The organism is Pseudomonas kitaguniensis (assembly GCF_049199985.1).
In the GTDB taxonomy this organism is placed as follows: Bacteria; Pseudomonadota; Gammaproteobacteria; order Pseudomonadales; family Pseudomonadaceae; genus Aquipseudomonas; species Aquipseudomonas kitaguniensis.
The window spans coordinates 187,896-208,049 of sequence record NZ_JBLZPT010000004.1 but is presented as its reverse complement, the minus strand read 5'-3'; the positions used below and the strand labels follow the sequence as shown (position 1 = coordinate 208,049).

At 59.1% G+C, this 20,154-nt stretch carries 19 protein-coding genes; 7 read left to right on the top strand and 12 right to left on the bottom strand.

The window, feature by feature from the left end:
- Complete coding sequence (locus tag ACOZK9_RS08090) at window positions 1–1,197, bottom strand: MFS transporter (RefSeq protein WP_152748473.1); 1,197 nt, start codon at window positions 1,195–1,197, stop codon at window positions 1–3.
- A 178-nt stretch (window positions 1,198–1,375) separates the two neighbouring features.
- Here ACOZK9_RS08090 and ACOZK9_RS08085 point away from each other — a divergent pair, with 178 nt between their 5' ends.
- Window positions 1,376–1,999, top strand: a complete 624-nt coding sequence (locus tag ACOZK9_RS08085) for a DUF5666 domain-containing protein (RefSeq protein WP_058411739.1) — start codon at window positions 1,376–1,378, stop codon at window positions 1,997–1,999.
- A gap of 66 nt (window positions 2,000–2,065) precedes the next feature.
- On the opposite strand, the gene ACOZK9_RS08080 is transcribed toward ACOZK9_RS08085, so the two are convergent.
- From ACOZK9_RS08080 to gcl, 5 genes are all read right to left on the bottom strand, one after another.
- The gene (locus ACOZK9_RS08080) at window positions 2,066–3,070 is read right to left on the bottom strand and encodes a sulfate ABC transporter substrate-binding protein (protein ID WP_058411738.1); all 1,005 of its coding nucleotides are present in this window, start codon (window positions 3,068–3,070) and stop codon (window positions 2,066–2,068) included.
- 105 nt (window positions 3,071–3,175) lie between these two features.
- Entirely contained in the window at window positions 3,176–4,000 is an 825-nt protein-coding gene (locus tag ACOZK9_RS08075) for an ion transporter (RefSeq protein ID WP_058411737.1), read from the bottom strand.
- Window positions 4,001–4,103: 103 nt separating this feature from the next.
- A complete protein-coding gene (locus ACOZK9_RS08070; protein ID WP_152747310.1) occupies window positions 4,104–4,994 on the bottom strand; it encodes a 2-hydroxy-3-oxopropionate reductase in 891 nt (296 codons plus the stop codon).
- Between the two features lie 19 nt (window positions 4,995–5,013).
- Entirely contained in the window at window positions 5,014–5,796 is a 783-nt protein-coding gene (gene hyi, locus ACOZK9_RS08065; protein WP_152751851.1) for a hydroxypyruvate isomerase, read from the bottom strand.
- A gap of 10 nt (window positions 5,797–5,806) precedes the next feature.
- A complete protein-coding gene (gcl, locus tag ACOZK9_RS08060; protein WP_152751853.1) occupies window positions 5,807–7,582 on the bottom strand; it encodes a glyoxylate carboligase in 1,776 nt (591 codons plus the stop codon).
- Between the two features lie 238 nt (window positions 7,583–7,820).
- Between gcl and ACOZK9_RS08055 the strand changes: the two genes are divergently transcribed.
- On the top strand, window positions 7,821–8,261 hold the full coding sequence (locus ACOZK9_RS08055) for a GlcG/HbpS family heme-binding protein (protein WP_122251112.1): 441 nt from the start codon (window positions 7,821–7,823) through the stop codon (window positions 8,259–8,261).
- Between the two features lie 137 nt (window positions 8,262–8,398).
- Here the strand turns inward: ACOZK9_RS08055 and ACOZK9_RS08050 are convergent, their stop codons facing one another.
- Window positions 8,399–8,857: an REP-associated tyrosine transposase gene (locus ACOZK9_RS08050; protein WP_152751897.1), complete on the bottom strand. Its 459-nt coding sequence runs from the start codon at window positions 8,855–8,857 to the stop codon at window positions 8,399–8,401.
- Between the two features lie 210 nt (window positions 8,858–9,067).
- The gene (locus ACOZK9_RS08045; protein WP_421555600.1) at window positions 9,068–9,673 is read right to left on the bottom strand and encodes a TetR/AcrR family transcriptional regulator; all 606 of its coding nucleotides are present in this window, start codon (window positions 9,671–9,673) and stop codon (window positions 9,068–9,070) included.
- Window positions 9,674–9,807: 134 nt separating this feature from the next.
- Between ACOZK9_RS08045 and ACOZK9_RS08040 the strand changes: the two genes are divergently transcribed.
- Window positions 9,808–10,722: a DUF808 domain-containing protein gene (locus ACOZK9_RS08040; protein ID WP_421555599.1), complete on the top strand. Its 915-nt coding sequence runs from the start codon at window positions 9,808–9,810 to the stop codon at window positions 10,720–10,722.
- 80 nt (window positions 10,723–10,802) lie between these two features.
- Here the strand turns inward: ACOZK9_RS08040 and ACOZK9_RS08035 are convergent, their stop codons facing one another.
- Both ACOZK9_RS08035 and ACOZK9_RS08030 read right to left on the bottom strand, forming a co-directional pair.
- Window positions 10,803–11,591 (bottom strand): MlaA family lipoprotein, encoded by a 789-nt coding sequence (locus ACOZK9_RS08035; protein ID WP_172979884.1) that lies wholly within the window; start codon window positions 11,589–11,591, stop codon window positions 10,803–10,805.
- Window positions 11,584–12,882, bottom strand: a complete 1,299-nt coding sequence (locus ACOZK9_RS08030) for a serine/threonine protein kinase (protein ID WP_152747316.1) — start codon at window positions 12,880–12,882, stop codon at window positions 11,584–11,586. The genes ACOZK9_RS08035 and ACOZK9_RS08030 overlap by 8 nt, the downstream gene beginning before the upstream one ends.
- 235 nt (window positions 12,883–13,117) lie before the next feature.
- Between ACOZK9_RS08030 and ACOZK9_RS08025 the strand changes: the two genes are divergently transcribed.
- Entirely contained in the window at window positions 13,118–13,486 is a 369-nt protein-coding gene (locus ACOZK9_RS08025) for a hypothetical protein (protein WP_122251039.1), read from the top strand.
- A gap of 97 nt (window positions 13,487–13,583) precedes the next feature.
- On the opposite strand, the gene ACOZK9_RS08020 is transcribed toward ACOZK9_RS08025, so the two are convergent.
- Window positions 13,584–15,137 (bottom strand): glycoside hydrolase family 17 protein, encoded by a 1,554-nt coding sequence (locus ACOZK9_RS08020; protein WP_421555598.1) that lies wholly within the window; start codon window positions 15,135–15,137, stop codon window positions 13,584–13,586.
- 333 nt (window positions 15,138–15,470) lie between these two features.
- Between ACOZK9_RS08020 and ACOZK9_RS08015 the strand changes: the two genes are divergently transcribed.
- The 3 genes from ACOZK9_RS08015 to ACOZK9_RS08005 all read left to right on the top strand — a co-directional run bounded on the left by ACOZK9_RS08015 (window position 15,471) and on the right by ACOZK9_RS08005 (window position 18,543).
- The gene (locus tag ACOZK9_RS08015; protein WP_058411725.1) at window positions 15,471–16,322 is read left to right on the top strand and encodes a glycine betaine ABC transporter substrate-binding protein; all 852 of its coding nucleotides are present in this window, start codon (window positions 15,471–15,473) and stop codon (window positions 16,320–16,322) included.
- A 254-nt stretch (window positions 16,323–16,576) separates the two neighbouring features.
- Entirely contained in the window at window positions 16,577–16,888 is a 312-nt protein-coding gene (locus tag ACOZK9_RS08010) for a DUF485 domain-containing protein (protein ID WP_058411724.1), read from the top strand.
- Window positions 16,885–18,543 (top strand): cation acetate symporter, encoded by a 1,659-nt coding sequence (locus ACOZK9_RS08005; RefSeq protein WP_122250930.1) that lies wholly within the window; start codon window positions 16,885–16,887, stop codon window positions 18,541–18,543. Before ACOZK9_RS08010 ends, ACOZK9_RS08005 begins: the two co-directional genes overlap by 4 nt.
- Before the next feature lie 177 nt (window positions 18,544–18,720).
- On the opposite strand, the gene gltA is transcribed toward ACOZK9_RS08005, so the two are convergent.
- Window positions 18,721–20,010 (bottom strand): citrate synthase, encoded by a 1,290-nt coding sequence (gene gltA, locus ACOZK9_RS08000; RefSeq protein ID WP_058411722.1) that lies wholly within the window; start codon window positions 20,008–20,010, stop codon window positions 18,721–18,723.
- Between the last annotated feature and the right edge of the window lie 144 nt (window positions 20,011–20,154).

Sequence of the window (20,154 nt, the reverse complement as noted above, 5' to 3'; positions counted from 1 at the left end):
TCAGGCGGTGGCGACCGATGTTTGCCGCGACGCACTCATGAACCGCAACAACGCAATCAACGGCAGGGCACTGCCTATCAGCACCACGCCCAGCCAGCCGCCGTGTTGATACACGCTGCTGGCAATCGCCGAGCCGAAGGCTCCGCCGATGAAGATGCTGGTCATGTACAGCGCGTTCAGGCGGCTGCGGCTGTTGGCGTCCAGGGTGTAAATGGCGCGTTGGCCGAGGACCATGTTCATCTGCACGCAAAAGTCCAACACCACGCCGGTGACCGCCAGGCCGATCACGCTGTACAGCGGGTGCACGAAGGCAGGTAGAAAGCTCAACGCGGCAAACAGCATGGCCAGCAGCGAGGCGCGGTGAGTGTGGCCAGCGTCCGCGAGGCGGCCGGCGACAGGCGCGGCGATGGCGCCCAAGGCACCGACCAGGGCAAACAGTGCGATTTGGCTTTGGCTCAGGCCGTGGTTGCGCGCCAGTTCCAAAGGCGCTGCGGTCCAGAACAGGCTGAAGGCGGCGAACATGCAGCCCTGATAGAACGCGCGTTGGCGCAGTATCGGTTGCTCCCGCAGCAGCGTGCCCAGCGAGCGCAGCAGTTGGCCGTAGCTGGCGCTGTGGTCAGGCTGTCGCTTGGGGATGGTCAGCAGCAGTACCACGCTGATAAACGCCATCAACGCGGCGGCGGCCATGAACATCGCGCGCCAGCCGAAGTGGTCGGCCACAAGGCTCGACACCGGCCTTGCCAGCAGGATACCGAGCAGCAGGCCGCCCATGATGCTGCCGACCACGCGGCCACGCGATTCGGCAGGGGCCAGGTGGGCGGCCAGCGGAATCAGAATTTGCACCGAGACGGAACTGAAACCGATCAGCAGCGACACAAGCAGGAACAGGTTCGGTTGCTCGGTGAACGCTGCGCCCAGCAGGCTGGCGATGGCCACTACGGTGGTGGTGATCATCAGCCTGCGGTTTTCCAGCAGGTCGCCCAGTGGCACCAAAAAGAACAAGCCCAGCGCGTAGCCGATTTGCGTCAGCGATACGATCAGGCTGGCCATCGCCGGGGTGAGGCCAATGTCTGGCGCGATCAGCTCGATAATCGGTTGGGCGTAGTAGATGTTGGCAACAATGGCGCCGCAACAGAACGCAAACAGCATCACCATGCCTCGGGTCATGGTGCTTGTAGCAGGTGGAGTAGCGTTCATGGTGTTCTCGTTAAAGCGAAGGAAGGTGGCGTGCGAGATTAAAGACAACGCCGCAGCGGGAGTAGGGCGCCAGCATCGATAACATTCATGCCGGGAATTAATGACTGAAACGTTAATTGTTGAGTCGAACGCCAATGATACATTCAGGCACAACTGCCGAAACAGGAAATCTACGTTCATGAAAATCACGCTGAACAAGATGCTTATGGCTTCAACCCTCGCCGCGGCCATGGCGATGGGCTTGGCCAATGCCGCCAATGCCGCCGACGCCCCGCGCGTCGGCGTACGCGGCGCCATCACCGCGATGGACGGCGACGCGATGCACGTCAAGGTCAACAGCGGTGAACAAGTCACCGTGCACCTGACCAAAGACACCCAAGTGCGCGCCGTCACCTTGGCCAGGATCGATGAGATCAAGCCTGGCAGCTACATCGGTTCCGCCGCCATGCCCAACGCCGACGGCACCCTGACTGCGCTCGAAGTACACGTATTTCCACCGGCCATGGCCGGCACGGGTGACGGGCATCGCGCATTCGACTTGAAAGAAGGCAGCAGCATGACCAACGGCACCGTCGGCGACCTGGTGGTCAGCAACGGGCGCACGTTGACCGTCAAATACAAAGGCGGCGAGCAGAAGATCGTGGTGCCGGAGGATGTGCCGATCGTCAACCTTGAACCTGGGGATCGCAGCTTGCTCAAACCGGGGGTGAAGGTGGTGATGTTTGCGGCGCAAGGCGCGGACGGGACCATCACCGCTGAAGCTATTTCGGCCGGTAAAGACGGCGTAACACCGCCGATGTAACGGCAACACCCAAAGCCAAATGTGGCCAAGTGTGGGAGGGAGCAAGCCCCCTCTCACAGTTTGAGCTTACTGACCGCTGTAAATCTGATCAAAAACCCCGCCATCATTGAAGTGGGTTTTCTGCACGGTGCGCCAGTCACCAAAGGTCTTCTCGACCGACAGGAAGTCGACTTTCGGGAAGCGGTCGGTGTACTTGGCCAACACCTTGGGGTCACGCGGGCGCAGGTAGTTGTTGGCTGCGATTTCCTGGCCTTCCGGCGACCAGAGGTATTTCAGGTAGTCTTCGGCGGCCACGCGGGTGCCTTTTTTCTCGACCACTTTGTCGACCACCGACACTGGCGGCTCGGCTTCGGCGGAGACACTTGGGTAGATCACTTCGAACTGGTCACGGCCGAACTCACGCGCGATCATTTCCGCTTCGTTTTCAAAAGTCACCAGCACGTCGCCGATCTGGTTGGTCATGAACGTGGTGGTGGCTGCGCGGCCGCCGGTATCCAGCACGGGCGCGTGCTTGAACAGCTCGCCAACAAATTTCTTGGCTTTGTCTTCGTCGCCACCGTTCTTCAGCACATAGCCCCACGCCGACAGGTAGGTGTAGCGGCCGTTACCCGAGGTTTTCGGGTTAGGCACGATCACTTGCACGCCATCTTTAAGCAGGTCCGGCCAGTCTTTCAGGGCTTTGGGGTTGCCCTTGCGCACGATAAACACGGTGGCCGAGGTGAACGGTGCGCTGTTGTTCGGCAGGCGCGTGACCCAGTTGTCGGGCACCAGTTTGCCGTTGTCTGCCAAGGCATTGATGTCGGTGGCCATGTTCATGGTGATGACGTCAGCCGGCAGGCCGTCGATCACCGAGCGGGCTTGCTTGCTGGAGCCGCCGAAGGACATCTGCAAGGTCAGTTTGTCGTCCGGGTGCTCGGCTTCCCAGTGTTTCTGGAAGGCGGCGTTGTAGTCTTTGTAGAAATCGCGCATCACGTCATAAGAGACGTTGAGCAGGGTGACCGGTGCAGCCTGAACGGCACCGGCCAAGGCCAGGCCGGCGGCCAAGAGAGACGCGCTGAGGATTTTTTTCACTGCTCATTCCTTGTTGTTCGGGAAGGTTGTCGATTGCGTGGGGGCAATTTGCCAGCGACTATAGCCGGGCCTGCATAGACGCTTAAAGATTAAAACGAACTGTGCTTATTCCAATTTTGGGAAAAGATTATTGCCGCAGCGTGAGCAAAACGCCGCGTTGGGCTCATGGTTGTTCTTTTTGCACACCGGGCAGTCGTGCTGCAGTTGTTCGCCGCGCATCGCGCTCGCCAGTTCGGCGGTGAATATGCCAGTAGGCACGGCGATGATCGAATAGCCGGTAATCATCACCAGCGACGAAATCACCTGGCCCAGCGGGGTTTTCGGCACGATGTCGCCAAAGCCTACGGTGGTCAGCGTGACGATGGCCCAATAGATGCCCTTGGGAATACTGGTAAACCCGTGTGCCGGGCCTTCAATCACGTACATCAGGGTGCCGAATACGGTCACCAGCGTGCACACGCTGACCAGAAACACCACGATCTTCTGCTTGCTGCCGCGCAGCGCCGCCATCAGGTAATTGGCTTGTTTGAGATACGGGCTGAGCTTGAGCACGCGGAAAATTCGCAGCATCCGAATGATGCGGATGATCAGCAGGTACTGCGCGTCGCTGTAATACAGCGCGAGGATACCGGGCACGATGGCCAGCAAATCCACCAGCCCATAAAAGCTGAAGGCGTAGCGCAACGGTTTAGGCGAGCAATACAGGCGCAACCCGTACTCGATGGCAAAAATGATGGTGAAGCCCCACTCGATGTAGGCCAGCACGTTCGCGTAGTTGTCGTGGACGGTTTGGATGCTGTCGAGGATTACGATCACCAGGCTTGCGAGGATGATCAGTAACAGGGTGCTGTCGAAGCGCCGCCCGGCGGCAGTATCGCTCTGGAATACCATGACGTAGAGCCGCTGACGCCAGTCGTTGTTGCTGCGCATAAATCCCGCCCGAATCGAATGTCGAGCAAGCCTAGGGGGATTCGAACGGGCTGTCCACGCGGGCTGCCACGTCGACAGCCAAACAGGACCCAATGTGGGAGGGTTATTGATCGCGAATCGAAAAATTCGCCATATGCTCCAGCCCCTTGATCAGCGCGGAATGGTCCCAGTTGCCGCCGCCAATCGCCGCGCAGGTGCTGAACACTTGCTGGGTGCTGGCGGTGTTCGGCAAATTGATCCCCAGTTCCTTGGCGCCAGCCAATGCCAGGTTCAAGTCCTTCTGGTGCAGGTTGATACGAAAGCCCGGGTCGAAGGTGCCGTTGATCATGCGCTCGCCGTGTACGTCGAGGATCTTCGACGAAGCGAAGCCGCCCATCAGCGCTTCACGCACCTTGGCCGGGTCGGCGCCGTTCTTCGCGGCGAACAACAGCGCTTCGGCGACTGCCTGAATGTTCAGTGCGACGATGATTTGGTTGGCGACCTTGGCGGTCTGCCCGTCGCCATTGCCGCCGACCAAGGTGATGTTTTTGCCCATACTTTGAAACAGCGGCAGGGCGCGTTCAAACGTCTGCGGCGTGCCCCCGACCATGATGCTCAAGGTGCCGGCCCTGGCGCCGACTTCACCACCGGACACCGGCGCATCCAGGTACTGCGCGCCGGTTTGGATGATTCTGGCGGCAAATGTTTTGGTGGCGGTGGGCGAGATCGAACTCATGTCGATCACCACCTTGTTCGGTGCCAGGCCTGCGGCCACACCCTCGGCGCGGAACAGCACGTCATCGACCTGCGGGGTGTCGGGCACCATCACAATGATGAACTCGGCTTGCTGCGCGACCTGCTGTGGGCTGGCCAGCGCCACGGCGCCAGCATCAAGCAATGCTTGCGCAGCCTTGCCGTGGTGTTCGGACAGAAACAGTTGGTGACCGGCTTTTTGCAGGTTCGCCGCCATGGGTTCGCCCATGATTCCGGTGCCGATAAATCCGATGTTAGCCATGTTCAATATCCTCGTGGGTCTACTGTGGGAGGTGGCTGTTGAGCCAACCCAAACCGGCTTCGGTGGTGGTCAACGGCTTGTATTCACAGCCGACCCAACCGGCATAACCGATGCGGTCCAAATGGTCGAACAGGAAGCGGTAGTTGATCTCGCCAGTGCCTGGTTCATTGCGCCCTGGGTTGTCGGCCAGTTGAATGTGGTTGATCGCGCCCAAGTGCGCCGCCAGGGTGCGGGCCAGGTCGCCTTCCATGATTTGCATGTGATAGATGTCGTATTGCAGGAACAGGTTGGTGCTGCCGACCTGTTCGCGAATCGCCAGGGCTTGCGCGGTGTTGTTCAGATAAAAGCCCGGAATATCGCGGGTGTTGATCATCTCCATCACCAGCTTGATGCCCGCTGCTTGCAGCGCGTGCGCAGCATATTTGAGGTTGGCGACGAAGGTTTTTTGCAGGGTTGCGTCATCCACATCGGCGGGACAAATGCCCGCCAGGCAGTTGATCTGCGTATTGCCCAGCACGTGCGCGTAGGCGATGGCCAGCGTGACCCCGGCGCGGAATTCCTCGACGCGGTCGGGGTGGCACGCCAGGCCGCGTTCGCCTTTGGCCCAGTCACCGGCCGGCAAGTTGAACAGCACTTGTGTGAGGCCGTTGGCGTCCAGTTGCGCTTTGATCTCGGCGGCGCTGAATTCATACGGGAACAGGTATTCGACACCTTCGAAATTTGCGTCGGCGGCCGCTTTGAAACGGGCAAGAAAGTCCTGTTCGGTAAACAGCATGGACAGGTTGGCGGCAAAGCGCGGCATAGGGCTCTCCTTAATCGAGCAGTGAAATGGCAGTGGGCGCGTCGTTGCCCACCAGCGCCAGGTCTTCGAATTCGTTGACGGCGTTGATCTCGGTGCCCATCGAAATATTGGTCACGCGCTCCAGAATAATCTCTACGATCACCGGAACCTTGAATGCTTCGAGCATGTGCTGAGCCTTGCGCAACGCCGGTGCGATCTCGCCCGGCTCGAACACACGCAGCGCCTTGCAGCCGAGGCCTTCGGCGACCGCCACGTGGTCCACGCCATAGCCATTCATTTGCGGCGCGTTGAGGTTGTCGAACGCCAACTGCACGCAGTAGTCCATTGCAAACCCGCGCTGGGCCTGGCGGATCAGCCCAAGGTATGCATTGTTCACCACCACGTGGATGTACGGCAGCTTGAACTGCGCGCCCACGGCCAGTTCTTCGATCATGAACTGGAAGTCATAGTCGCCCGACAGCGCGACCACTTGGCGCGTCGGGTCGGCCTTGACCACGCCGAGCGCCGCGGGAATGGTCCAGCCCAACGGCCCGGCCTGGCCGCAGTTGATCCAGTGTCGGGGCTTGTACACATGCAGAAACTGCGCGCCGGCAATCTGCGACAGGCCTATGGTGCTGACATAGCAGGTGTCTTTGCCGAACACTTGGTTCATCTCTTCGTACACCCGTTGCGGCTTGACTGGCACGTTGTCGAAGTGGGTCTTGCGCTGCAGCGTCGCTTTGCGCTGCTGGCAGTCATGCAACCAGGCGCTGCGGTCCTTGAGTAAGCCTGCGGCTTTCCACTCGCGGGCCACCTCGATGAACATTGTCAGCGCGGCGCCAGCGTCGGAGACGATGCCCAAGTCCGGGGTAAATACGCGGCCAATCTGCGTCGGCTCGATGTCGACATGAATGAACCTTCGGCCTTCGGTGTACACCTCCACCGAACCGGTGTGGCGGTTGGCCCAACGGTTACCAATGCCCAGCACTACGTCCGACTTGAGCAATGTGGCGTTGCCGTACCGGTGCGAGGTTTGCAGCCCGACCATGCCCACCATTAGCGGGTGATCGTCGGGGATCGTGCCCCAGCCCATCAACGTTGGGATCACCGGTATGCCGGTCAATTCGGCGAACGCCACCAGCAGTTCGCTGGCGTCAGCATTGATCACGCCGCCGCCGCTCACCAGCAAGGGGCGTTCCGCCTGGTCCAGCAGCGCCAGGGCTTTTTCGACCTGAATGCGCGTGGCCAGTGGCTTGGCCAGAGGCAGCGGTTGGTAGGCGTCAATGTCGAATTCGATCTCGGCCATCTGCACGTCGAATGGCAAGTCGATCAGCACCGGCCCAGGGCGGCCGGAGCGCATTTCATAGAAGGCTTTCTGGAACGCGTACGGCACCTGGCCGGGCTCCATCACCGTGCTCGCCCATTTGGTCACCGGCTTGACGATGCTGGTGATGTCGACGGCCTGGAAGTCTTCCTTGTGCATCCGCGCCCGCGGCGCTTGCCCGGTGATGCACAGGATAGGAATCGAGTCGGCCCACGCGCTGTAAAGACCCGTGACCATGTCGGTACCCGCCGGGCCTGACGTGCCGATGCACACGCCGATATTACCGGCCTTGGTGCGCGTATAGCCCTCGGCCATGTGCGAGGCGCCTTCAACGTGGCGAGCAAGCACGTGATCGATGCCACCGACCTTTTGCAATGCCGAATACAGCGGGTTGATTGCTGCGCCCGGGATGCCGAAGGCGGTATCGACACCTTCACGCCGCATCACCAGGACGGCGGCTTCGATTGCTCTCATTTTAGTCATTGTATTGGCGCCTCTTTGTTTTTGTAATTGTATACAATATTTTCTGTATTGAGTGTATTCATGGGCGGAGGCACAGGTCAATGCATTTTATTCAACGGTGTCTGCGTGAGATACAGGGTGATTTAAGCTATTTTTTAAAGATTTTTGGTCGATATAAGAAAATATCGTATACAAATTATAAAAATATTGTGTTCTATTTACTGAGTTGAGTATCTCCATAAAAATCAGGACCACACCCATGAGCGCTTTAACCTTGACACTCGCCACCCACTTGACCAGTCAGGCCCTTACCGCAGGGCGTGGTCTTTCGGCTGCACCGCTGACCATTGCGGTACTCGACAGCGGCGGGCACTTGATCACCTTGCAACGCGAAGACGGTGCCAGCCTGCTGCGCCCTTACATCGCCATCGGCAAGGCCTGGGGCGCGATTGCGTTGGGCAAGGGCTCGCGACTGCTGGCACTCGACGCGCAGCAACGCCCGGCGTTTATCGCGGCGCTCAACAGCCTGGGGCAGGGCAGCGTGGTGCCTGCGCCGGGAGGGGTGTTGATTCGGGACCAGGACGGCCGGGTGCTGGGCGCGATGGGAATCAGCGGGGACACGTCGGATATTGACGAGCAGTGCGCGATTACAGCGATCGAGGGGGTGGGGTTGTTGGCGGATGCCGGGCTGCCGGTCTGATGGTTGGGTGAATGGCAGGGCCTCATCGCGAGCAAGCCCGCTCCCACAGTGGATCAGCGTCGGACACACAATGTATGAACACTGCAGCCCACTGTGGGAGCGGGCTTGCTCGCGATGGGCGCAACGCGGTCTCTGTTCTACACCCAAACCGCGTCCCATAGCGGGTAGTCGCCGATGCGCTTTACCAGCCCTGCGCGCAATGGATTGGCCACCACGTACCTGGCCATTTTTACCAGATCATCTTCCTTGCGCAGTGCTCGGTCATGAAAACTGGTTTGCCACAGTCGACCTTTACGCCCTGTGGCGCCGTTCACGCTTCGTGTGCTCTTGGACTTCACCTTGCACATCAAGTCGCTCAGTGAGCCCTTTTGTAGCTCGATCAGCCAGTGGAAGTGATCGGGCATGATGACCCACGCCAGTGAGTGGGCCAGCCCTTGATGTTGAGCGATTCGAAATTGAGAGACCACTAATCGACCGAGATGAAAATCAGTGAATATTGGCACCCTTTCGTGGAGGTTGGTCGTGATGAGGTAGGTGCGGTTGTGTTCGCTGAACCGGCCAATACGCAGGCGGTGTGAAGCGGGGAGGTCAGCCATTCCTTGGCCTCTCTTCAGTGGGTGTTCTGAGAGGCTAGATGAGGGAGCCTGAGGTTGATCTACGGGCTTTGGGCAGGATGTGTCTGAACGCGCGCTATCGCGAGCAAGCCCGCTCCCACAGGGGATTTGCAGTGTTCATACAATGTGTGTCTAACGCTGATCCACTGTGGGAGCGGGCTTGCTCGCGATTAGTGCAGGCAGCGCGGTCTATCAGTCCGGCTCACAGCCTTTGAGCACCAACCGGATAATCGTCTGCGCCGCCGCCTCGTAATCGGCTTCATCGAGCTTGGCCTTGCCGGTCACCGCGGAAATCTGCCAGTCAAAATCCGCGTAGGTCTGGGTCGCGGCCCAGATGCTGAACATCAAGTGATTGGGGTCAATCGTCGCGATCAGGCCGCGATCCACCCAGTGCTGGATGCAGTTGATGTTGTGTTTGGCTTGGGCGTTGAGCTGCTCGACCTGCTCGGCGCTCAAGTGCGGCGCGCCGTGCATGATTTCGCTGGCGAATACCTTGGAGGCAAACGGCAGGTCGCGCGAGATGCGGATTTTCGAGCGGATGTAATTGCTCAACACCACCGAAGGCTCACCCGCAGGGTTAAACGGCGTGGACGCCGCCAGGATCGGCTCGATAATGCTTTCGAGCACCTCGCGGTAGAGGTTGTCCTTGGACTTGAAGTAGTAATAGACGTTGGGCTTGGGCAGCCCGGCCTTGGCGGCGATGTCGCTGGTTTTGGTCGCGGCGAAGCCCTTGTCGGCAAACTCCTCGCTGGCCGCCCGCAAAATCTTTTCTTTGTTGCGCTCGCGAATGGTGCTCATAGACCAGCAGTTTCCTTGCCAAGACAGGCGGTTGCGCATGGTAGCACCGGCTTTGCGCCAGCCTCAACAATGTGCCCGCAAAGCGCTGGGCCGCGCTATGCTCGCCCCCTCTCTCCCTAATGGAAGCCCGATTCATGGCAGGAAGCAGCTTGTTGGTTTTGATCGACGATATCGCCGCGGTACTCGACGACGTTGCACTGATGACAAAAGTGGCGGCAAAAAAGACCGCCGGTGTGCTGGGCGACGATCTTGCGCTTAACGCCCAGCAGGTTTCCGGAGTGCGTGCCGAACGCGAAATTCCGGTGGTGTGGGCGGTCGCCAAGGGCTCGTTTATCAACAAGCTGATTCTGGTGCCCACCGCTTTGTTGATCAGTGCGTTTGCACCGTGGGCGGTAACACCGCTGTTGATGCTTGGTGGGGCATATTTGTGTTTCGAGGGCTTTGAAAAGCTCGCGCATAAATTCCTCCACAGCAAAACCGACGTTGAGGCTGAACATGCCGAGGTGGTGAAAGCTGTCGCCGACCCTGCGACCGACCTGGTGGCCTTCGAGAAGGATAAAATCAAGGGGGCGGTCCGTACGGACTTCATCCTCTCTGCCGAGATCATCGCCATCACGCTCGGCACCGTGGCTGATGCACCCCTGATGCAGCAGGTCATCGTGCTGTCTGGCATCGCGATTGTCATGACCATCGGCGTTTACGGCCTGGTGGCCGGTATCGTCAAGCTGGATGACTTGGGCCTGTGGCTGACCGAAAAACCAGGCCAAGCGGCGCGCAGCATCGGCGGGGCGATTTTGCGCGTAGCGCCCTACATGATGAAAAGCTTGTCGGTGATTGGCACAGCGGCGATGTTTATGGTCGGCGGCGGCATTCTGACTCACGGTGTGCCGGCGGTGCATCACTGGATCGAGGCGGTGAGCCAGAGCACCGGTGGCTTGGCGTGGCTGATGCCTACGCTGCTCAATGCGGTGGCGGGGATAATTGCGGGGGCCATTGTGTTGGCCGTGGTTCAGGTAATTGGCAAGGTATGGCGAGCTGCAAAGCGCTGACGGGTTCGCATCGTCGGCACATAAAGTCGTCGCCATAAAAAAAGGCCATTCAATCGAATGGCCTTTTTTTGTCACGGTGGTTACTCGGCGATCTGCAACTTGCGCGACTCGGTGTAAATGTAGCGGACCTTTTCATACTCGAACGGCGAGTTCATCTGGCCGTAGCGGAAGCTGGTCTGGTAGCGCTTGTCGACGGCGCGCAAAGCCCAGATTTCCGGGTGGTTTTCGCTGACTTTGGACACGTTCAGGAAGTTGATCTGCGACTCTGCACTGTAATCGACGAGCAGGCCGCCGGTGTCGCGCAGGTTCGATGGGCCGAAGATCGGCAGCATCACATAGGCGCCGCCAGGTACGCCGTAGAAACCCAACGTTTGGCCGAAGTCTTCGCTCTGGCGCGGCAGGCCCATGGCGGTGGCCGGGTCCCACAGGCCGGCGATGCCGATAGTGGTGTTAAGCAACAGGCGCCCGGTGGTTTCCAGCGAGCGGTGGCCCTTGAGTTGCAACAGGCTGTTCACCAGGTTCGGCACGTCGCCCAAATTGTTGAAAAAGTTGCTCACGCCGGTGCGCAGGAAGCTCGGTGTGATATAGCGGTAACCATCCACCACTGGCAGGAACACCCACTGGTCGAAGCGGTAGTTGAAGTGGTACACGCGGCGGTTCCACGACTCCAGCGGGTCATAGACGTTGAGCGCCGTCAGTGACGAACGTTCGAACTCACGCTGGTCCAGGCCCGGGTTGAACTTGAGCTTGGTCAACGGCTCTTTGAAACCGTCGTTATCGACCTTGACCGGTTCGTGCGCCTTGCTGTTGTCGGCATTGGCGACGCCCGCACACATCAGGGCGGCGAGCAGCAGAAGATATTTAGCCACGGAAGAACTCCAGCATGGCGTCGGCGTTGACGCGGTAATTAAGGTTGCCGCAGTGGCCGCCCAGCGGGTAGACGGTCAAGCGATCGCCGAAGGTTTTACGCAGAAAACCCAAGTCGCCAGGGCCGAGGATCACGTCGTCGGCGTTGTGCATCACGGCGATTTTCGGGCTGGTGTGCAGGTAATCCTTGAGGGCATACAGGCTCACCTGATCGACCAGTTGCAGCAGGCTGCCGCCGTCGGAGCGCGCGCGCCACATCGGGATTACTTGTTCGGTCAGGTAGCAGTCGAAGTCACATTGCAGCGCGCGTTTGAGGAACGGCGTGAGGCTGGTGCCTTCGGTGATCGGGTATTTGGGCGGGATGATCAGGCCGCGACGGTTGATCAGGTCCGAAGTGAAGGCAATGTCGGCCGCCGAGAAGCGGAACGAAGTACCGATCAGCATGGCCATCTGTTCATTGGTCAGGTGCTGCTTGGAGTTCTGGAAGTCGTAGAGCAGGGCGTCGTTGAGGTCGATGTAACCCTTTTGCTGGAAGTAACGCGTTAGCTTGTTCAGCACCAGCTCATAAAAGGTGGTGGTGTTGTTGATGCCCTTGACCTCGGTTTGCACCAGCTTGTCGAGGTTGGTGATCGAGGTATAGAGGTTGACCGGCGGGTTCAGCAGCAACACTTTCTTGAAGTTGAAGCTGCGACGGGTCTCGTCGAGTTTGCTCACAAACGCCGCGTCCAGAGCGCCCAGGCTGTAACCGGTGAGGTAGAAGTCGGTCACCGGCAGTGAGGCGTTCTGCGCGCGCACGGCTTGCATCACGCGGTACATGTCTTCGGCGTCTTCCTGGGTGATACCCGGCGTGGCGAAGCGCGAGGCGGCGCTGATGAAGTCGAAGCTGGTCGGCGACGACAGTTGCACCACGTGGTAGCCGGCCTGGTAATAGAGTTTTTTCAGGTATTCGTTGATGCTGCTATCAAACCGCGCACCGGTACCGGCGATCAGGAAGATCAGCGGCGCGGCGTGGTCTTGCTTGGCGATGCGGTAGGTGAGTTTTTTCACCGCCCAGAAGTTGTCCGGCAGGCTGAACTCGCGCTCGGGGCGCATGTTCAGCGTGTAGTCGGACTGGTTGATCTCGTCGTCCGTCGGCAATTTAGGCCGAAGGTCAGGCGGCGTGGTGGCGATGGTCGCTTCGAACGGGTTGGTCAAAGGGAAGCCATAGGTGGCTTGGTCTATATCGACGGCCAGTGCTGACGCACTCAAAAAAAGGCTGCCCAGTAAGGCAGCGCAGCGCAAGGAACGGAGCATGACTTAATCCCTAAGAGGAAACGTGCTGAATGAAGTTCGCAGGCTATGACCACCGCGTTGCCACCGAAGTGCCAGCTTTCGGCACGAAAAATCGGAAAATAACGTCGGAATCGGGGTAATAGTTGCGAGACGATACACTTTGTGACGCTTGGATGAATACTTATCTGTGCAGACACCTTGCTAAAGGCGGCCGTGGGATTAAGCTGAGCGCCGTTTTGCCTATCGGAGTGCCCCAATGTCCCGCCGCTTGCCGTTGATTTTGCTGCTTATTGCCCTGCCGTTATGGCTGGCCGCCAGTTATGGCGCACGTTACGGTTTTATGGAGGACAGCCAGTGGGTGGGCATCTGTGCCGATGATGCGAGCCGCTGGGAATGCCAACTGCGTTCAAGCCTTGGGCTGATGATTCACTTCAACGTGTTGGGCTGGGCTGCGTTGGCCACGTCGGTGCTCGCGTTTTTTGTGCCGGGCCGTGTGGGCTGGGGCTTGGCGGTGCTGGGTTTGGTGTTCGGGTTGCCGGCGTTGGCGTTGTATAACACCACATTTGCGGTGTTTGCGGTGGTGATTGCGGGGTTGCGGTTGGTCAGGAAGCCGCGGGTTGCCTGACAGGGACAATCGCGAGCAAGCCCGCTCCCACAGTTGACCGAGTGCACACTCTGGAATGCATTCAAGTGTGGGAGCGGGCTTGCTCGCGATAGCGGTTCTAAACCTTGCGCACCCGCAAGCAACGCCACAACGCCACCACCATCAACCCGCTGACCAGCGCCCAACCCCACGCCTGCTGGTTCAGCAAGCCTTCACGGTAAAGCTGCGGCGCAATGCCTGCGCCGATGATGAAGGTCAGTAGCGCAATCTCCCGACGTGGCCCGTGCACCGGGCGCACCAGGTACACCAGCGCCGGCAGCAGCAACGCGGCACTTGGGAAGCTGCGATAACGCGGGTCAAACACCAGCGCCAGCATCATCACTGCACCGGCAAACCCGGCGATTGCGACCAGCCAGCCGGCGCGCTGTTCAAGCCAGTTGAACGCGCGCTGGCGCCAACCTTCGCGGGCGCTCAATGCCAGTGCAGCATGCGCCAGCACCAACAGGTTCAACACTATTAGCAACCCGGCCCACACCCATTCATCGTTGGAGCGTGCGGTCACGCGGGTCAGTTCGGCCCAGGTGCCGATGGAGCAGGCTGCGACAGCGCCGAGCAATGGCAACAGCCACGCTGAGCGAGTGCTGCGCACGCGGCCACCGAGCACCAGGGTGCCGAGCAGGATGATTGCGCCGGTGCCCAACCACAGCGGCCAGTACGGCACATTGGTCACCGGGCCGGCGAGGATGCCCTTGTCCTGGCGGTCTGCATCAAACAAACCCCAGTACCCGCCGACCGCGCCTTCACTGGCGCGTTTCCACGGTTGGTCAAAGGCTTCGATCAGGTTGTAATGCCAGCCATTCGCTTCAGCCATGGCCACAAAGCCGCGCATGAACCTGGCTTCGTTGACCCGGCTCGGCACTGCGGTTTCGCGCTGGCGGCCTTCGCTGGGCCAGCCGGTCTCGCCGATCAGCACGTCTTTGGGCGCAAATTTGTTGCCGAAGGTCTGGCGTACGTCGCCCACATGCTTGAGCGCCTGGTCGATGCCCGACGGGTCATCTTCCCAGTAGGGCAGCAGGTGGATGGTCAAAAAGTCCACCGCCGGGGCGATTTCCGGGTGTTTCAGCCAGAACTCCCACACGTCGGCATAGGTGACCGGCTGCTTGATCTGGCTTTTGACCTTGTGAATCAACGTCACCAGTTGTTTGGCGGTGACTTCTTTGCGCAACAGGGCTTCGTTGCCGACGATGACCGAGGTCACCACGTCAGGGTTGGCGTTGGCGGAGACGATCAACAGGTCGACTTCCTTTTCGGTCATCACCGGGTCACTGCTGACCCAGGCGCCGATCATCAACTTCAACCCGTGCTTGCGCGCCAGGCCCGGCAAGGCTTCCAGGCCGGTCATGGAGTAGGTGCGGATGCATTCAAAGCGAGTCGCCAGCAGCGCCAGGTCGGCGTCCATGCGCTCGGGGCGCAGTGTGAACGGCTGGTCGAACGGCGACTGGTCCTTGTCGAACGGCGTATAAGAGGCGCACTGCATTTTGTGGCTGGCGCTGGCGACGTCCGGCAACACCACTGGCCGGCCGAGGCCATACCAATAGCCCACAAGGGCCAGCAAGCCGAGGATCAAGGCGAAACAATAGGGCAGGGCAGGGAAGCGTGCAGTCGCGGGCATGGTCGGCTTATCTGGAGGAGCAAAGGCGCGCATCTTACCCGGATTTAGCCGGTTCCAGTGGGGCTGCATGATTTTGACATGCAAAGTTCGGGCGGGATTCTGTTGCGATGGCCTGTAAATCGTCGCTGCTGGCGATGTGATGTCGTTACTGGCTGACCAGAGGTCGCAGTCAGAGCAGGACTAACGCCCCGGCAGGTTGATGATCAAAGAGTCAGCACGCAACTGATGCCGCCGCAACCGGATCGATGCGCGTGAAGGGTGCGCGGCGCACCACCGAACAACAGGTTGACGTCGCCCGGCATCCGTCGGGCGCAGCACTTTCGGGGAAGTAATATGAAGATGCGACGACTCTTGGGCGCAGCTGCCACTCTGGTAGTTGCGATGGGCTCCACACTGGCCAGCGCCGACAGCAAAACCCTGAGCATCGGCTACGTAGATGGCTGGTCCGACAGCGTTGCCACCACGCATGTGGCGGCAGAGGTGATCAAGCAAAAGCTCGGTTATGACGTGAAACTGCAAGCCGTGGCCACCGGGATCATGTGGCAGGGCGTGGCCACCGGCAAGCTCGATGCGATGCTCTCGGCCTGGCTGCCCGTGACCCACGGTGAGTACTGGGCCAAGAACAAGGACAAGGTGGTCGACTACGGCCCCAACTTCAAGGATGCGAAAATTGGCTTGATCGTGCCGGAGTACGTCAAAGCCAAGTCCATCGAAGACCTCAAGACCGACACCACCTTCAAGAACAAAATCGTCGGCATCGACGCCGGTTCAGGCGTAATGCTCAAGACCGACGAGGCGATCAAAGCCTACGGCCTGGACTACAAACTGCAAGCCAGCTCAGGCGCCGCGATGATCGCCGAACTGACCCGTGCCGAAGACAAGCAAGACTCCATTGCGGTGACCGGTTGGGTGCCCCACTGGATGTTCGCCAAGTGGAAACTGCGTTTCCTCGACGATCCGAAAGGCATTTATGGTGCTGCTGAAACCGTTAACAGCATTGGCAGCAAGGGCCTTGAGAAGAAAGCGCCGGAAGTCGTAGCCTTCCTGAAGAAATTCCAGTGGGCCTCCAAGGATGAAATCGGCGAAGTCATGCTCGCCATTCAAGACGGCGCCAAGCCTGAAGCCGCGGCCAAAGACTGGGTCGCCAAGCACCCTGAGCGCGTGGCCGAGTGGACCGCTAAATAACACGCCGATGTAACCCTGTGGGAGGGGGTTGCTGACGATGGCGATGCGTCAGTCAAAGATGTTTCAACTGGCACATCGCTACCGGTAGCAAGCCCCTTCCCACATTGAGTTTGACCTCCCCGCAAATGTTTCTGCGCTCCGCCAAACCCTCGCTACACTCCCTCTACTACTAAGGTCGTCTGGAACGTGTTCCGCAGCCGCATACAGTGGATACGTTCCAATAATAAAAAAGCTGTGCTGCGAGGATAAAAACAATGAACGACAGCATTTACCTCTCGATTCAAAACAGCCCGCGCTTCAAGGAGCTGGTGAAAAAAAGAGAACGGTTCGCCTGGATTCTCTCGGCGACCATGCTTGGGCTTTACTCCGCTTTCATTCTGTTAATTGCCTACGGGCCTCAAGTGCTGGGGGCCAAGCTCAGCCCTGGTTCGTCTGTTACCTGGGGCATCCCGATCGGGGTAGGGCTGATTGTTTCGGCCTTCATCCTCACCGGCATCTACGTACGACGCGCCAATGGCGAATTTGACGACCTGAACAATGCGATTCTCAAGGAGGCTGCGCAATGATCCGGCGTCTATTGGCGGTACTCGGCGCTTCGGTCTTTGCGCCCGCTGTTTGGGCGGCGGAAGCATTGACCGGTGAAGTGCAAAAACAACCGTTGAACATTTCAGCGATCGTTATGTTCGTGGCCTTTGTCGGCGCGACCCTGTGCATCACTTACTGGGCGTCCAAGCGCAACAAATCGGCGGCTGACTACTATGCAGCCGGCGGCAAGATCACCGGTTTCCAGAACGGCCTGGCGATTGCCGGCGACTATATGTCGGCGGCGTCTTTCCTGGGTATTTCCGCGCTGGTGTACACCTCCGGCTACGACGGCCTGATCTACTCGATCGGCTTTTTGGTGGGTTGGCCGATCATTCTGTTCCTGATCGCCGAGCGCCTGCGTAACCTGGGCAAGTACACGTTTGCCGACGTGGCCTCCTACCGTTTGGGGCAAACCCAGATCCGCAGCCTGTCGGCGTGTGGCTCGCTGGTGGTCGTGGCGTTCTACCTGATCGCGCAGATGGTCGGTGCGGGCAAGCTGATCCAACTGCTGTTCGGCCTGGACTACCACGTAGCGGTCATCCTGGTGGGCATCCTGATGTGCATGTACGTGCTGTTCGGCGGCATGCTGGCAACCACGTGGGTGCAGATCATCAAGGCAGTGCTACTGCTGTCCGGTGCCTCGTTCATGGCGCTGATGGTGATGAAGCACGTCAACTTCGACTTCAACATGCTGTTTTCCGAGGCGATCAAGGTTCACCCTAAAGGTGAGGCGATCATGAGCCCCGGTGGCCTGGTGAAAGACCCGATTTCGGCATTCTCCCTGGGCCTGGCACTGATGTTCGGTACCGCCGGCCTGCCGCACATCCTGATGCGTTTCTTCACCGTAAGCGACGCCAAGGAAGCGCGTAAGAGCGTGCTGTATGCCACAGGCTTCATCGGCTACTTCTACATCCTGACGTTTATCATCGGCTTTGGCGCGATCCTGCTGGTCAGCACCAACCCTGCGTTCAAGGATGCGGCTGGCGCGTTGCTCGGCGGTAACAACATGGCGGCGGTGCACCTGGCCGACGCGGTAGGCGGCAGTCTGTTCCTGGGCTTCATCTCGGCCGTGGCGTTTGCCACCATCCTCGCGGTGGTTGCCGGTTTGACCCTCGCCGGTGCTTCGGCGGTGTCGCATGACCTGTACGCCAGCGTGATCAAGAAAGGCAAGGCTAACGACAAGGACGAGATTCGCGTATCGAAGATCACTACCGTGGCCTTGGGTGTATTAGCCATCGGCCTGGGTATCCTGTTCGAAAGCCAGAACATCGCGTTCATGGTTGGCCTGGCGTTCTCGATTGCTGCGAGCTGTAACTTCCCGGTGCTGCTGCTTTCCATGTACTGGAAAAACCTCACCACCCGTGGCGCGATGATTGGCGGCTGGCTGGGCTTGATCAGTGCCGTTGGCCTGATGGTGCTTGGCCCGACCATCTGGGTCTCGATCCTGCACCATGAAAAAGCCATCTTCCCGTACGAGTACCCGGCGCTGTTCTCGATGATCATTGCGTTCGTCGGCATCTGGTTCTTCTCCATCACCGACAAGTCGGCGGCGGCGGTGAAAGAGCGTGCGCTGTACTTCCCGCAGTTTGTGCGTTCGCAAACGGGGTTGGGGGCGAGTGGGGCGGTGAATCATTGAGGCAGTTGCAAGCTTTAAGCTACAAGCTGCAAGTTAGAAGCAGTGTTGTATAGAGAAATACCCCTGTCGTGAGGCAGGGGTATTTTTTTGCTTGTAGCTAACAGCTTGAAGCTTGCAGCTCACTAAATCCCGGGCAAAAAAACGGCCTCATAAAGAGGCCGTTTTATTTGGCTGGGTTTAGTGCCGATCTTCCAGCTTGGTAATGTCACGCGACTCGTAGCCGGTGTACAACTGGCGCGGGCGGCCAATCTTGTACGGGCTGGAGAGCATTTCTTTCCAGTGGGAGATCCAGCCCACGGTCCGCGCCAGGGCGAAGATCACGGTGAACATGCTGGTTGGAATGCCGATCGCCTTGAGGATGATCCCCGAGTAGAAGTCGACGTTCGGGTACAGCGAGCGTTCGATGAAGTACGGGTCGGTCAGGGCGATCTCTTCCAGGCGCATGGCCAGTTCGAGTTGCGGATCGTTCTTGATGCCCAGTTCCTTCAACACTTCGTCGCAGGTCTGCTTCATGACAGTGGCGCGTGGGTCGCGGTTTTTGTAAACCCGGTGACCGAAGCCCATCAGTTTGAACGGATCGTTCTTGTCCTTGGCCTTGGCGATGAAGGCGTCGATGTTCGAGACATCGCCGATTTCATCGAGCATGGTCAATACGGCTTCGTTCGCACCGCCGTGAGCAGGGCCCCACAGTGCGGCGATACCGGCGGCGATACAGGCAAACGGGTTGGCACCCGAAGAGCCCGCCAGGCGCACGGTAGAGGTGGAAGCATTCTGTTCGTGGTCGGCGTGCAGGATGAAGATCTTGTCCATCGCCTTGGCCAGCACCGGGCTGATCGGTTTGATCTCGCACGGGGTGTTGAACATCATGTGCAGGAAGTTTTCCGCGTACGTCAGGTCGTTGCGCGGGTACATCATGGGTTGGCCCATGGAGTACTTGTAAACCATTGCGGCCAGGGTCGGCATCTTGGCAACCAGGCGGATCGCGGAAATTTCGCGATGCTGCGGGTTATTGATGTCCAGGGAGTCGTGATAGAAGGCCGACAAGGCGCCGACTACGCCGCACATGACGGCCATCGGGTGGGCGTCGCGACGGAAGCCGTTGAAGAAGGTCTTCAACTGCTCGTGAACCATGGTGTGGTTCTTCACGGTGCTGACGAACTGGGCTTTCTGCTCAACCGTTGGCAGTTCGCCATTCAGCAGCAGGTAGCAGGTTTCGAGGTAGTCCGAGTGCTCGGCCAGTTGCTCGATCGGGTAACCGCGGTGAAGCAGAATGCCATTATCGCCATCGATATAGGTGATCTTCGACTCGCAAGAGGCGGTCGACATGAAGCCTGGGTCGAATGTGAAACGGCCCGTGGCCGTCAGACCCCGTACGTCTATAACATCGGGACCAACGGTGCCGGTTAAAATGGGCAGCTCGACGGGGGCTGCGCCCTCGATGATCAACTGCGCTTTTTTGTCAGCCATGTGGCCTCCTATTTATGCTTCAAATCATCAGACAGACCCCCCACGCAGGGCCCGCACCACTATAGTGAGATAAATTCAGATGTCAATTTGCCTAAAGTCTTGCCCCAGAAGGCTTTAACCGTACTTTTTCCTCGAAATTAACTG